At 49.9% G+C, this 14,547-nt stretch carries 12 protein-coding genes and 1 pseudogene; all 13 read left to right on the forward strand.

Annotated features, from left to right (window positions below; translation table 11 throughout):
• Positions 1-47: 47 nt before the first annotated feature.
• The 13 genes and pseudogenes from NSQ19_RS05900 to NSQ19_RS05960 all read left to right on the forward strand — a co-directional run bounded on the left by NSQ19_RS05900 (position 48) and on the right by NSQ19_RS05960 (position 14,542).
• Positions 48-1,094, forward strand: coding sequence for an aspartate-semialdehyde dehydrogenase (locus NSQ19_RS05900; RefSeq protein WP_013859145.1), 1,047 nt, complete (start codon positions 48-50; stop codon positions 1,092-1,094).
• Between the two features lie 283 nt (positions 1,095-1,377).
• Complete coding sequence (gene dapG / locus NSQ19_RS05905; protein ID WP_013859146.1) at positions 1,378-2,622, forward strand: aspartate kinase; 1,245 nt, start codon at positions 1,378-1,380, stop codon at positions 2,620-2,622.
• 72 nt (positions 2,623-2,694) lie between these two features.
• A complete protein-coding gene (dapA, locus tag NSQ19_RS05910) occupies positions 2,695-3,567 on the forward strand; it encodes a 4-hydroxy-tetrahydrodipicolinate synthase (RefSeq protein WP_019721112.1) in 873 nt (290 codons plus the stop codon).
• A gap of 491 nt (positions 3,568-4,058) precedes the next feature.
• Entirely contained in the window at positions 4,059-5,729 is a 1,671-nt protein-coding gene (locus NSQ19_RS05915) for a ribonuclease J (protein ID WP_061566941.1), read from the forward strand.
• A gap of 214 nt (positions 5,730-5,943) precedes the next feature.
• Positions 5,944-6,681: a ClpP family protease gene (locus NSQ19_RS05920; protein ID WP_013859149.1), complete on the forward strand. Its 738-nt coding sequence runs from the start codon at positions 5,944-5,946 to the stop codon at positions 6,679-6,681.
• A complete protein-coding gene (locus NSQ19_RS05925; protein WP_013859150.1) occupies positions 6,678-6,893 on the forward strand; it encodes a YlzJ-like family protein in 216 nt (71 codons plus the stop codon). Before NSQ19_RS05920 ends, NSQ19_RS05925 begins: the two co-directional genes overlap by 4 nt.
• 121 nt (positions 6,894-7,014) lie before the next feature.
• The gene (locus NSQ19_RS05930; RefSeq protein ID WP_340702552.1) at positions 7,015-9,366 is read left to right on the forward strand and encodes a DNA translocase FtsK; all 2,352 of its coding nucleotides are present in this window, start codon (positions 7,015-7,017) and stop codon (positions 9,364-9,366) included.
• 53 nt (positions 9,367-9,419) lie between these two features.
• Positions 9,420-9,596 (forward strand): annotated as a pseudogene (locus NSQ19_RS05935) (ABC transporter permease); the annotation flags it as partial.
• 184 nt (positions 9,597-9,780) lie between these two features.
• On the forward strand, positions 9,781-11,055 hold the full coding sequence (gene yfmF, locus NSQ19_RS05940; protein WP_013859156.1) for an EF-P 5-aminopentanol modification-associated protein YfmF: 1,275 nt from the start codon (positions 9,781-9,783) through the stop codon (positions 11,053-11,055).
• Entirely contained in the window at positions 11,056-12,342 is a 1,287-nt protein-coding gene (gene yfmH, locus NSQ19_RS05945; protein WP_013859157.1) for an EF-P 5-aminopentanol modification-associated protein YfmH, read from the forward strand.
• Positions 12,343-12,379: 37 nt separating this feature from the next.
• A complete protein-coding gene (gene ymfI, locus NSQ19_RS05950; RefSeq protein WP_026104883.1) occupies positions 12,380-13,102 on the forward strand; it encodes an elongation factor P 5-aminopentanone reductase in 723 nt (240 codons plus the stop codon).
• A 196-nt stretch (positions 13,103-13,298) separates the two neighbouring features.
• The gene (locus NSQ19_RS05955; RefSeq protein ID WP_013859159.1) at positions 13,299-13,559 is read left to right on the forward strand and encodes a DUF3243 domain-containing protein; all 261 of its coding nucleotides are present in this window, start codon (positions 13,299-13,301) and stop codon (positions 13,557-13,559) included.
• A gap of 191 nt (positions 13,560-13,750) precedes the next feature.
• The gene (locus NSQ19_RS05960) at positions 13,751-14,542 is read left to right on the forward strand and encodes a DUF3388 domain-containing protein (protein WP_017554614.1); all 792 of its coding nucleotides are present in this window, start codon (positions 13,751-13,753) and stop codon (positions 14,540-14,542) included.
• Positions 14,543-14,547: the final 5 nt, after the last annotated feature.

Here is a 14,547-nt window from a genome sequence, read left to right on the forward strand (position 1 = left end):
AGCTATAAAAATGAATTTGGTTTTGGAATTGGAAGGGGAATACGCCAATGGCAAACACATCAGGTTATCACGTAGCCGTTGTCGGGGCAACCGGCGCTGTCGGCCAGCAAATGATTAAAACTTTGGTAAACCGCAAATTTCCGTATAACAAATTGACGCTGCTGTCATCTTCGCGTTCCGCCGGCAAAAAAATAACGGTAAACGGGGAAGAAATCACGGTCCGGGAAGCGGTGCCGGAAAGCTTTGAAGGCGTGGATATCGCCCTTTTCAGCGCAGGCGGGGGCGTGTCGAAAAAGTTTGCGCCGGAAGCGGTGAAACGCGGGGCAATTGTAATCGATAATACGAGCGCCTTCCGCATGGACCCGGAAGTGCCGCTTGTGGTCCCGGAAGTAAACGAAGAAGACATTCAAAAACATAACGGCATTATCGCCAATCCGAACTGTTCGACGATCCAGATGGTTGTTGCGTTGGAACCCGTCCGCAAAAATTTCGGCCTGAAGCGGGTGCTCGTTTCCACATACCAGGCTGTCTCCGGTTCGGGCGCGGCTGCCATCCGGGAGCTGAACGACGAGACGAAGGCGCTCATTGAAGGGCGGGCTTACGAGCCGCAGGTACTGCCGGTAAAGGGCGACAAGAAGCATTACCAGATTGCGTTTAATGCCATCCCGCAAATCGATGTGTTTACGGACAACGGCTTTACATTTGAAGAAATGAAAATGATCAATGAAACGAAAAAAATCATGCATATGCCGGAATTAAAAGTTTCCGCCACATGCGTCCGGATTCCTGTTGCAACCGGCCACTCGGAATCTGTTTATTTTGAAACCGAAAAGGGCGGCACAAGTGCCGGGCAGATCCGGGAAGTGCTCGCGTCTGCGCCCGGTGTTGTGCTGGAAGATCGCCCCGAAGAACAGATTTACCCGATGGCTGTCAATGCGGTCGGCAAGTATGACACTTTTGTCGGGCGGATCCGCAAAGACCCGGATGAAGACAACGGATTCCATATGTGGGTTGTTTCCGATAATTTGCTGAAAGGCGCTGCCTCAAATTCCATCCAGATTGCGGAAAGCCTGATTAGGATGGGGCTCATCTGATTGGGGGGCAATTTAGGCTGACCTTTTTGCAATATTGGTGATAAGATATAGGGAAAGCGAAGTTTATGCCGGAATCCGGTAATCGGAGAGGGTTCCATTTCCCGATATATTTTATGGACACGTATGCCAAAAAATATGCCGCGGCTTTTTCCGGCCGGGAAGGGAACGGTTTAAAAACGGCCGGCCCTTTAAACATGGCTTTGTCAAAAAACCGGCCGGCAAAGCCCGCTCGTTACCGGAATCACTGTTCTTATTTATCAGTTTATAACAGAGGTGTTCTTCATTGAAAATCGTTGTCCAAAAATTCGGCGGCACATCCGTACGGGATCATGATGCAAGAATGCATGCCAAACATCATGTAGAAAAAGCACTGGAAGAAGGCTATAAGGTGGTTGCCGTCGTTTCGGCGATGGGCCGCAAAGGGGAACCGTATGCAACCGATACGCTCCTGTCGCTCGTTGGTGGGTCCGAAACCTGTTTAAACAGACGCGAGCAGGATTTGCTGTTGTCAACCGGCGAAATTATCTCCAGCCTTGTGTTTGCCAATATGTTAAACGCGCACGGCATCAGCGCTTGCGCCCTGACCGGCGCGCAAGCCGGTTTCCGCACGAACGCGGAGCATACCAATGCGAAAATTACGGACATGAAGTGCGACCGCGTCCTGCGTGAACTGAAACTGCACGATGTTGTCGTGGTTGCAGGATTTCAGGGGGCCGCAAAAAACGGGGACGTAACCACGCTCGGGCGCGGGGGCAGCGACACATCCGCTGCAGCGCTCGGTGCTGCGCTTCAAGCGGAGTGGATTGATATTTTTACCGATGTGGAAGGCATCATGACAGCTGACCCGCGGATTGCCGAAAATGCGCGGAAGCTTCAGGTGGTCACGTATAACGAGGTCTGCAATATGGCTTACCAGGGTGCAAAAGTGATCCACCCGCGCGCCGTTGAAATCGCGATGCAGTCAAAAGTGCCAATCCGCATCCGGTCCACTTATTCCGACGATATCGGTACGCTTGTCACATCTTTAAGCCACCGCCAGAAACTCGGGACCGATATAAAAGAACGCACCGTTACCGGGATTGCGCATGTACCGAATGTTTCGCAGATCAAAGTATATGCAAAAGACGGGCAGTATGATTTGCAGACGGTTGTGTTTAAAGCGATGGCAGCTGAAAATATCAGTGTCGATTTTATCAATATTTCCCCGACAAGCGTTGTCTACACGGTTTCCGGAGAAGTGGCAAACCGGGCTGAAGCAGTGCTGAAAAAACTGGGGCATGAACCGGCAATTGAACGGAACTGCGCCAAAGTATCAATTGTCGGCGCCGGGATTGCGGGCGTGCCGGGCATTACGTATAAAATCGTGTCGGCGCTTTCCGAAAAAGGGATCCGGATTTTACAGTCTGCTGACAGCCACACGACCATCTGGGTGCTGGTGAAGCAGGAAGATCTCGTTACAGCGGTCAATGCCCTTCATGATGCCTTTAGTTTAGAAAGCGAAACGGAAACGTATGATATTCATGCGTAAAAAATGAAAGATTTTCTGCCGGGTGTTTTTATTTTTCATCTTGCAAAACCCGGCAGGATGAGGAGTGTAAGTATGAGTCGTTTCGGAAAAGTTTCAACGGCAATGGTGACGCCTTTTGACCATAAAGGGAATCTAGATTTGCAAAAGGTGGCAAAGCTGGTTGATTATTTAATTGAAAACGGGACAGAATCTTTGGTCGTTGCGGGAACAACGGGGGAATCCCCGACACTTTCGCCTGAAGAAAAAACCGCGCTGTTCAAGCAGGTTGTGAAAACGTCAAACGGGCGGGTGCCGGTCATTGCTGGAACAGGGAGCAATAACACGTATGCTTCGATCGAATTGACGAAGCGTGCGGAATCATGCGGCGTTGATGCCGTCATGGCTGTCGGCCCGTATTACAACAAACCGAACCAGGCCGGCATGTATGCCCATTTCAAAGCGATTGCGGAATCCACCAGCCTCCCGGTTGTCATTTATAATATCCCGGGCCGGTCGGCTGTCAATATTGAACCGGAAACGATCATCGAACTTTCCAAAATCCCGAATATTGTTGCGGTAAAAGAAGCAAGCGGGAATTTGGATGCGATGGCGCAAATCATTGCCCGTACGCCGGATGATTTTGAATTATACTGCGGGGATGACGGCCTGACGATTCCCGTGCTTTCAATCGGCGGAGCGGGTGTGATTTCGGTTGCTTCCCATGTTGCCGGCCCGGCCATACAGGAAATGGTGCAAGCCTTTTTTGCCGGGGATGTAACAAAAGCGGCAAGGCTGCACCAAAAGCTGCTTCCATTAATGCGCGGTTTGTTTATGGCGCCTAATCCGGCACCGGTCAAAACCGCTTTGCAATTAAAAGGGATGGATGCCGGCGGCGTCCGCCTCCCACTCGTTCCGTTAACAAAAGAAGAACGGGAAACCATTCACCACCTGCTTGGCGATCTTTAAGCAAAAAAAACGGCCCTTCCGGAAAAACGGACAGGGTCGTTTTTTTGCTTAAGCGGGTTTTGAAGAAAGCCCCCATGCCGGCTCCAGGGAAAAAAAGCAGGCCCTCTCCCGCCAATCTGCTGGCAAACAGCAGATTGGCGGAAATAGGCAGCATTTGTCGATGGAAATATCACGCTCTCTTCATTGACCGGATATACCCTTTTCGGTTAAGCTATACATAAGAGAAAGGAACGGACAGCAATTTATTTTTACAGGCTCGGAAAGTCTTTTTCGATAGAACCGGGACGGTGCAAGTGGACGTGCGGGCGCCTGGTGCCAGGCATGGCGTTTTAAAAGGGATGCGGCGGAAGAGCCGGCCGCTTATTTTTTATGCCGGGAACTTGGATATGCGTAAGGCCGTATCGGATGGAATCCGGCAACCCCTTGCGATCTATCAAAAAGAAACGTGATTCCTGCTCTAGAATTTCAAACAACACAGGAGGAAAAGAATTTTGCGTAAGGAAAAAAACGAAACCATTAAGGTCATTCCTTTAGGAGGAATTGGTGAAATCGGAAAGAATATGTACGTGGTGGAAACCGGAGAAGACCTGTTTGTGCTTGATGCCGGGCTGATGCTGCCGGAAGACGAAATGCTCGGGATCGATATTGTCATCCCGGATTTTACTTATTTAATGGAAAACAGGCAGCGGATAAAGGGAATTTTCTTGACACACGGGCATGAGGACGCGATCGGCGCCCTGCCATATATCCTGATGAAACTCAACGTGCCGGTGTTTGCCACAAAGTTTACCATCGCGCTGGCGAAAGAAAAGTTGAAGGAACTAAAAGTGAAAAAGCATATCCGCTTTAAGGAAATTGATGCCGATACGGTTCTCCATTTTGATGCTGCAGATATTTACTTTTTCAAAACAACACACAGCATTCCCGACTCGGTCGGCATTTGCATTTCCACATCGGAAGGCAATATTGTGTATACCGGCGATTTTAAATTTGACCAGGAAATGGGCGGGCATTATCGTTCGGAAATCGGAAAAATGTCGAAAATCGGCGAAGAAGGCGTGCTCCTGTTACTATCCGACAGCACGGAAGCGGAACATCCGGGATATACGACCCATGAGTCTGTTGTGGCGGAAGAAATTACGGATGCTTTCTACGATGCAAAGGGCCGGATTATTATCGCGAGCTTTGCCTCGAACTTAATCAGAGTGCAGCAAGTGCTCGATGCGGCTTCTACTACCGGCCGCAAAGTTGCGTTTGTCGGAAATTATCTTGAAAAAGTATATAAAATTGCATTAAAATTGGGATACTTGCAGGCCCGGACAGATGACCTCATTATCCCGCTGCAGCAAATTTCAAAATACCGGGACGAAGAACTGGCGATTTTGACAACAGGGAGTCAGGGGGAACCGTTTCTCGTCCTTCAAAAAATGGCGAAAAAGAACCATAAGCAGGTCAATATTCAAAAAGGGGATACGGTCATCCTTGCCACAACGCCGTCTCCGGGGCTGGAACTGTTCATGGCGAAAACGATTGACATGCTTTACCGTGCAGGAGCCGATGTTTACGCGGGCAACCGGAAAATCCACGTGACCGGCCACGGCTGCCAGGAAGATTTAAAGCTGATGCTTGATTTAATGAGGCCAAAATACTTTGTCCCGATCCAGGGGGAATACAGGAGCCTGTATGCCCATGCAAAACTGGCGTACAAAACGGGGATGCCGAAAGAATCGGTCATCATCTCAAGCAACGGGGAAGTATTGGAATACAAGCACGGCAAATTCCAGGCGAGCGGCCGGGTTGCTTCCGGCAATATTCTCATTGACGGAATCGGCGTTGGCGATGTCGGCAATATTGTGTTGCGGGACCGCAAACTTTTAAGCCAGGACGGGATATTGGTTGTCGTCGTCACGCTTGATAAAAAGCATAAAAAACTGGCTGCCGGTCCTGAAATTATCTCGCGCGGGTTTGTCTATGTCCGCGAATCCGAAAAGCTGATCAGCCATTCATCCAACATCGTAAAAGAAGTGGTGGAACAGAACACGTCACAAGATGCTTTTGACTGGACGAGTATTAAACAGGGGATCCGCGACCATCTCAGCTCCTTTTTATATGAGCAGACGAAAAGGCGCCCGATGATCCTGCCAATTATTATGGAAGTTTGATGCCCATGCCGGACAGAGGGCGGGGCGGGGGTTCCCGCGTGCCCGCCCTCTTTGTGGCACAAGGCCCGCCTGGTGCACCATTAAAAATGCAAGGCAAAGCCCCGCTTCCGGTTCCGGAAAACGCGGGGCTTCCGTATGAAAACCCCTTCCGTGCAAATAATAAGGCGTAAAGGCGTTAAGCCCTTACATTACAGGCGAAAGGGGTTTTAGAAAAATGAGCGACCAGCAACCGAATAAAGAAGAACCGAAAGAAGGAAATGCGGCATCCGCGCTTGTAGAGAAAATCCAGCAGCTCGGCCAGACAAATGTGCCGCAGCTCGCGCAGGACTCCAATATCCACTGCCTGGCCATCGTCGGCCAGATTGAAGGGCATCTGCAGCTGCCGCCCCAAAATAAAACGACAAAGTATGAGCATATGATCCCCCAGCTTGTCGCGATTGAACAAAATCCGAAAATTGAAGGGGTGCTCGTCATTCTGAACACGGTCGGAGGGGATGTGGAAGCCGGGCTTGCCATTTCCGAAATGCTTGCATCCCTTTCCAAACCCACTGTTTCGATTGTGCTCGGCGGGGGGCATTCTATCGGCGTGCCGATCGCTGTATCCTGTTCGTATTCCTTTATTGCTGAAACCGCGACGATGACGATTCACCCGATCCGGCTCACAGGCCTTGTCATTGGCGTCCCGCAAACATTTGAATATCTGGATAAAATGCAGGAACGGGTGATCAAGTTTGTGACACGGCATTCGCATGTAGAAGAAGAGGTTTTTAAAGACTTAATGTTTGCGAAAGGGAATTTGACAAGGGATATCGGCACCAATATTGTTGGCCAGGAAGCCGTTGAGTACGGTTTGATTGATGAAGTGGGCGGGATTGGCAAAGCGCTTGGCAAATTAAACAGCCTCATTGAAAAATACCGGGATGAAAAAGGGAAAGAGGGGCTGATCCAATGATTCTCTACACGATGATGCCGCAGGAGCTGATTTTTCCTGAAGATGCAAACGCCTGGAATAAAATTGAAATGTTAAACGTAAAAGGCGTGCCAGTACTGGCGGAGCAGCTTGATGAAGGATACCGGATTACCCGTATTCTCAGCTCCAATCCTTTCGACTATCTGAACCCGGAGCTTGCACCCGGAAATGTGATCCGCCATTTCGGGCCGTAAACCACCCGGGCCGCAAATATGCTATAATATGTTAAAACAAGCAGCCACACAGGCTGCTTTCTTGCATCCCGTTCCGGCAGGCAAAGCTGAAAAATACGTTTTCACTATCGAAGGTGGTTATATGGCGAAAAAAAAGCGGCGCAGAAGAAAAAAAGCTGCTGAACAAATTAAGATAGATTTAAAGTTTGAGTTGCTCGGTATTAGCCTGCTTACGCTCGGCATTTTTACCCTTTACCATATCGGCAAAACGGGCACAACCCTGATTCTGTTCTTCCGGTTTTTCTTCGGCCGGCTGTACTGGGTTGCGGTTGCCTATCTGGTCGTGCTCAGCGTGTTTCTCATGATCAAACGGGCATGGCCTGCATTTTTCACTGTCCGCATGACCGGATTTTATCTTTTATTTGCGAGCGCCCTCCTTTACTGCCATGAGCGGCTTATCGGGTCATTGGCAAAAGCGCATGAACTGTCCGGCAACAGTGCGGTCGTCAATACGATCAGGATCTGGCATCAGGAGGAGCAGATCTGGTGGAAGCTTGTGCTCGGCGGGGATGTGCACGGCAATATTTTCAGCACGCAGATCGGCGGCGGCATGGCAGGTGCGGTTTTATATGCGGCTTCCCATTTTTTATTTGACTCGGCGGGTACGAAAATCATTTGCGTTTTACTCGCGCTCATCGCCCTGATGCTTTTAACGGGCAAGCCCGTAAGCCCGTATGTGGAAAAGGCACTGGAAGGGCTCTGGCTGTTTTTAAAAAAGCAATGGAACCAGATGAAAACAGAGTTCGGGGCATGGCGGGAAGCCAAAAAAGAAAAACAGGAAAAGAAACGGCAGAAAGCGCCGTTGCAGCCGCAATCCGCCTCCGCAGATGGGGAAGGCCATGACGGGGATGCCGGGCCGGCAAGCGGGGAAACGCCTCCCCCGATTATTTCCAGCTTTACGGAGCAATATACCGGCGCGGCTCCGCAAGCGGAAGAGGCGCAGCCGGAAACGCCGGATACAGAAGCGGAAGAGGACCATACGCCTCCGATCCAGTTTACGGAATATGAAAATGAAGATTATCAATTGCCGCCCCTGACGCTGTTAAAAAGGCCGCGGGCAGCGGACCAGAGCAGCGAATATAAAGCGATCCATGCCAATGCGGCAAAACTCGAACGGACTTTCCAAAGCTTCGGGGTCAAGGCACGTGTGACACAGGTGCATTTAGGGCCTGCCGTTACAAAATACGAAGTGCACCCCGATGTCGGCGTGAAAGTCAGCAAGATTGTCAGTTTAAGTGACGACATTGCCCTTGCGCTGGCGGCGAAAGATATCCGGATGGAAGCGCCGATCCCGGGGAAATCAGCGATCGGCATCGAAGTCCCGAATAAGGAAATCGCGGTCGTATCGCTCAGGGAAGTGCTCGAAGGAAAGGAAAATAACCCGCAGGCAAAACTGCAGATCGGGCTTGGCCGGGATATTACAGGGCAGGCAGTGCTCGCGGAGCTGAATAAAATGCCCCACCTGCTTGTGGCCGGCGCAACGGGGAGCGGGAAAAGCGTGTGCATTAACGGCATCATTACGAGCATCTTAATGCGCGCCAAACCGCATGAAGTGAAAATGATGATGATTGACCCGAAAATGGTCGAATTGAATGTTTATAACGGTGTCCCGCATTTGCTTGCGCCGGTTGTGACCAATCCGAAAAAAGCTTCCCAGGCGCTGAAAAAAGTCGTGAATGAGATGGAACGGAGGTATGAGCTTTTTTCCCATACCGGCACGCGCAATATCGAAGGATACAACGACCATATTAAAAAAAGCAATATCGAAACAGGGGACAAGCAGCCGCTTTTGCCTTATATCGTTGTCATTATTGATGAGCTTGCCGATTTAATGATGGTGGCAAGCGGCGATGTGGAAGATTCCATTACGCGGCTGTCGCAAATGGCGCGGGCGGCAGGCATTCATCTGATCATTGCCACGCAGCGGCCGTCCGTTGATGTCATTACCGGTGTCATTAAAGCCAACATCCCGTCAAGAATCGCTTTTGCCGTATCTTCGGCGACTGACTCGAGAACGATTTTGGATACGGGCGGCGCGGAAAAACTGCTTGGCCGGGGGGACATGCTGTTTTTGCCGGTCGGGGCTTCCAAACCGGTCCGCGTCCAGGGCGCTTATCTTTCCGATGAAGAAGTGGAAGAAGTCGTTGATTTCGTCATTTCCCAGCAAAAAGCCCAGTACCAGGAAGAGATGATTCCGGAAGAGCCCCAGGACCAGCCGGATTTCGACGACGAATTATATGATGAAGCAGTTCTCTTAATCTCGGAAATGCAGACTGCTTCCGTCTCCATGTTGCAGCGCCGTTTCCGGATTGGCTATACAAGGGCGGCGCGGCTAATTGATGCAATGGAAGCAAGAGGGGTTGTCGGGCCGTATGAAGGCAGCAAGCCGCGTGCGGTTTTGATCCCGAAACCGTCTGAAGAACAGAGCTCGTAGTACGCCCCGCAAGCTTGCGCGCACCGCAGCGGCCGCAAAACGCCGCGGTGCGCGGATTTGCGCAGAGCCTCAGCATCGTCGGCAACAGCATTCCGTATTTGAAAGAAATTCCGAACGTTTATTTGCTCATTGCGCCGTATGTCCTGACCATTCTGGCACTTGCCGGGTTCATCGGGCGTGCGGAAGCCCCGAAAGCGGACGGTGTCCCTTATATCAAGGGTGAACGCTAATTTATTCCATCCGGCATCAGGCTGCTTTCCCCGTCTGGTGCCGGTTCTTTTTATGTGCCGTAAAACTTGCCGGGACACCTGTCTCCCCTGTATAGTAAAATTAATGCATTTACAGGTTAAACAACCCCGCAGTCAGGCATACTTTTACTATTGGCACGAAGCTCGTTGAAAAAGGAGGATCCATATGGCCATTTCAAAAGAGACGGTTCGCAAAATGAAAGGGTACACACTACATACCATCAAAACGGACAAATACAAAACGAATACGCTTGTATGGAAAATGAAAGCGCCACTTGAAAAAGACACGGTTACGCTGCGGGCCCTGCTCCCGAATGTTCTTCAAAGCAGCACGGGGCGATTGAAGACGACCGCAAAATTAAGGGCGTATCTCGATGATTTGTACGGCGCTCATTTTTATGTCGATACGGCCAAAAAAGGGGAATACCATATTCTGACCTTTACGATTGAAATTGCGAACGAAAAATTTTTGCAGGATGCAGAACCGCTGCTCCAACGGGGAGTTGAATTTTTGGCGGAAGTTTTGCTGAACCCGCATGCAGACGGCGGGCAGTTTGACAGCCAAACGGTGGAGAAGGAAAAACGGGTGCTGAAACAGCGGATCCAGTCTGTATACGATGATAAAATGCGGTATGCAAGCATGCGGCTGATTGAAGAAATGTGCAAAGAAGAGCCGTACGCACTGCAGGCAAACGGCGTTCTTGATGATGTGGACGCCATCACGCCCGCTTCGCTTTATCAATATTATCAAAAAGCGATCCGGGAAGATGAACTGGACTTGTTTGTGACGGGCGATGTCGATGAAGACCGGCTTGCGGCCATTTGCGAATGCCTGCGTTTTCCGGACCGCGAGCCGAAACGGGCTGCCTCAAGAACGCTCCAAAAGGTCTCCGGCGTCAAAAAAATCAAGGAATCCCAGGATATCCGCCAGGGCAAGCTCAATATCGGCTACCGCACCAATATTACGTTCGGGGACAGCGATTATTTTCCGCTTCAGATGTTTAACGGCATTTTCGGCGGTTTTTCCCACTCCAAGCTTTTCCTGAATGTACGGGAGAAAGAAAGCCTTTGCTATTATGTCGCGAGCCAGATCGAGAGCCATAAAGGGCTGATGATGGTGATGAGCGGCATTGAATCCGCGAATTTTGACAAGGCCGTCTCCATTATTGAAAAACAGCTGGAAGCAATGAAAAACGGGGATTTCAGCGAACAGGAAATCGGGCAAACGAAAGCCGTTATCCGCAACCAGCTGCTTGAGTCAACGGATACATCCCGCGGCCTCGTTGAAATTTTGTACCATAACGTCATTGCCGGCACCGAAACCGGCGTGGAAGATTGGATAAGGGAAATCAAGGCAGTCGAAAAAGGGGAAATTGTGAAAGTGGCCGCAAAAATTGAACCCGATACGATCTACTTCTTGTCCGGAATGGAGGGGAAATAAATGGAAACCCAACAATTCAGTCAGCTTGGCGAAACGCTTTACGGTGAAACACTTGATAACGGATTAAAAGTATATGTGCTCCCGAAGCGCGGGTTTAACAAAACATTTGTTACGTTTACGACAAAATACGGTTCAGTTGACAACACGTTTGTCCCGCTTGGGAAAAGCGATTTTGTGCGGGTCCCGGATGGCATTGCCCATTTTCTTGAACATAAAATGTTTGAAAAAGAAGACGGGGATGTGTTTCAGCAATTCAGCCGGCAGGGCGCATCGGCCAATGCTTTCACGAGTTTTAACCGGACGGCCTACCTGTTTTCAAGCACCGATCAGGTGATGAAAAACCTGGAAACGCTGGTGGATATGGTGCAAACGCCGTATTTTACCGCACAGACGGTTGAAAAAGAAAAGGGGATTATCGGCCAGGAAATCATGATGTACAATGACAACCCGGACTGGCGGCTGTATTACGGCCTGATTGAAAATTTATATGCAAACCACCCGGTAAAAATTGACATTGCCGGCACGGTTGACTCGATCGCAAAAATCACCGCAGCGCAATTATACGAGTGTTACCATACATTTTATCATCCGAGCAATATGCTGCTGTTTGCCGTCGGAAATGTATCGCCGGATGAGGTGCTTTCTTTTATGAGAGAAAACCAGGCGAAGAAAAAGTACGAAAAAGCACCGGAGATTAAAAGGCGTTTTCCGGAAGAACCGGAACAGGCGGCCGAAAAAGAGCAAAAATTGCATATGAATGTGCAGATACCAAAATGCCTTGTTGGCGTAAAGGCGCTTCATACGAGCCAGCGCGGCGCTGAAATGCAAAAGAACGAACTGGTGGTCAATCTTCTCCTTGACATGCTGTTCGGCCGCAGTTCAGATGCGTACAATGCGTTGTACAATGACGGCCTGATCGACACCAGTTTTTCTTTTGACTATTCCCAGGAGCAGGGATTCGGATTTGCGATGGCCGGAGGGGATACGAAAGATCCGGATCTTTTGGCAAAGCGGCTGAAAGAGGTGATGGTTGGGGCAAAAGAAGGAAAAGGGTTGGCAGAAGAAGCGCTTGAACGGACGAAAAAGAAAAAGATCGGGGGATTTCTGCGCCAGCTGAATTCACCTGAATTTATCGCCAACCAGTTTACAAGATACGCGTTTAATGATATGAATTTATTTGACGTCGTCCCTGTGCTTGAACAAATCCGGTTCAGCGATGTGCTGGAAACGGCGGAAGCTTTTTTTGATGAAGAACGGTTTACCGTTTGCCAGGTTTTACCGAAATAACCCGGGGCAGCCCCGGGTTTTTAAATGGGGGAGAAAATTGAAAAAGTTTGCATTGATTACGGGTGCGAGCGGCGGAATCGGAAAGGCCACAGCTGAAATGCTGGCAAAAGAGGGATGGAATCTGTATTTGCACTACCACCAAAATGAAGCGGCGATCAAAGAACTGCTTTCCATCTGCCGGCAATTCGGGGCGGAAGCGATCCCGATCCGCGCCGACCTCACAACAGACGGCACCGTGAAAACGATAGCAGAAAATGTTTTTCATCTCGATGCGATCATCCATGCGGCCGGCATTTCCCACTACGGGCTACTTTCGGATATCGATGACGAAGCCATTGACAAGCTTTACCGGATTCATGTAAAGGCGCCGCTTCTGATTATCAGGCAGCTGTTGCCCAAATTGCGGCAAAATGAGGTTTCGCACATTGTGCTTGTCAGTTCAATCTGGGGGCAGGCAGGCGCGGCGTGCGAGGCCGTATATTCGGCGATGAAAGGCGCACAGATCGCATTTGTAAAAGCGCTCGCCAAAGAAACGGCAAGAAGCGGCGTACGCGTGAATGCAGTCGCACCCGGGGCGGTTGGCACCAACATGCTTGCCAGGTTTGCGCCGGAAGAAATTTCAGATCTCGAAGCGGACATCCCGCTTGGCCGGCTTGCCAAACCGGAAGAAATTGCCGGCGCAGTTTCTTTCCTGCTCTCGGGAAAAAGCATTTACATCACCGGCCAGACGATTGGCGTCAACGGGGGCTGGTATATGTAGCCCCACCCGGCAAAAGATGCAAAGGAATCCGCATTGTTTTTTCACGCGGGTTAACCAAAAAACGGGCAAATTTGCCAACCGCAGCACCGTTCCGCCCGGCCGGTGCCTTGAAAGAAGCACGGGTTCCATTTTCCATGCATAGCCTTCCAAGCCGGGTCACAAACTAAGGTTGAACAACTTGAAAGGAGGCTGTGACATGAACGTATTTGAAAACTGGGACCAATGGAAAAACTTTTTGGGGGACCGCCTCAACCAGGCAAAGCAACAGGGGATGCCCCAGGAAACGATTAACAAACTTGCTGAGCAGGTCGGCGATTATTTGGCCGCACAAGTAGATCCGAAAAATGAACAGGAACGCGTTCTTGCCGATTTATGGTCAGTGGCATCGCAGGAAGAGCAGCAAGCCATTGCCAATGTAATGGTAAAACTCGTTCAAAATAACGGTACCCAGTCATAAAGAAATACTGGCGCATCACAATAACAATTGGCGGCTTTTTAAAAGCCGGCTGTTTGGTGATGCCGCCGGTTTTTTTCATGTCCCGACAAAATTCACGATTTTTAGAGCTTTCACTTCCTTATTGCTGAAAAATCATATATCATATAACCTAGATATGTTCGTTGGGATCCGGATTTCGGGAGGGGTTTTGAGTGGATGACAGGAAAGAGTGGTACTTGGAATATGAAATCACGATCAACCGGCCGGGGCTTTTGGGTGATGTTTCCTCCCTCTTGGGCATGTTAGCGATCAATATCAGAAGCATTAACGGCGTTGACCATAAAAAACGGGGCTTGCTGCTGCTTGTCAAAAATGAAGAACAGATCGGCCGGCTCGAATCGATATTGCAAACAGTGGAAACGATAAAAGTAACGAAAATCAGGGAATCCAAGCTCAGGGACAGACTTGCGGTCCGGCACGGAAGGTATATCCAGCGCGATCATGACGACCGGAAAACATTCCGCTTTGTGCGCGATGATCTCGGGATTCTGGTCGATTTTATGGCCGAGCATTTTAAACAGGAAGGCCATAAGCTGATTGGCATTCGCGGGATGCCGCGCGTCGGAAAAACAGAGTCAATTGTGGCGGCAAGCGTGTGTGCCAATAAAAAGTGGATTTTTCTTTCCTCCACGATGATCAAACAGACGGTGAGAAGCAGCCTGATTGAGGATGAATATAATCCAAACAATATTTTTATCCTGGATGGCATCGTATCCGCTGAGAGGGGAAACGAACGGCACTGGCAGATGATCCGTGAAATCATGCGGCTCCCGGCTGTAAAAGTGGTGGAACACCCGGATATTTTCGTGCAGCGTTCGGAATATACGCTCGATGATTTTGATTACATTATTGAGTTGAGAGAAGACCCGTCACAGGAAATTACATACGACTTGCTCCAGCAAAACCGGATGTTTCAAGGTGGATTTGGAGGATTTGATTACTAGATTGG

The sequence above is a fragment of the Weizmannia sp. FSL W8-1119 genome (assembly GCF_038008605.1).
GTDB classification, from domain to species: Bacteria; Bacillota; Bacilli; order Bacillales; family Bacillaceae_C; genus Weizmannia; species Weizmannia coagulans.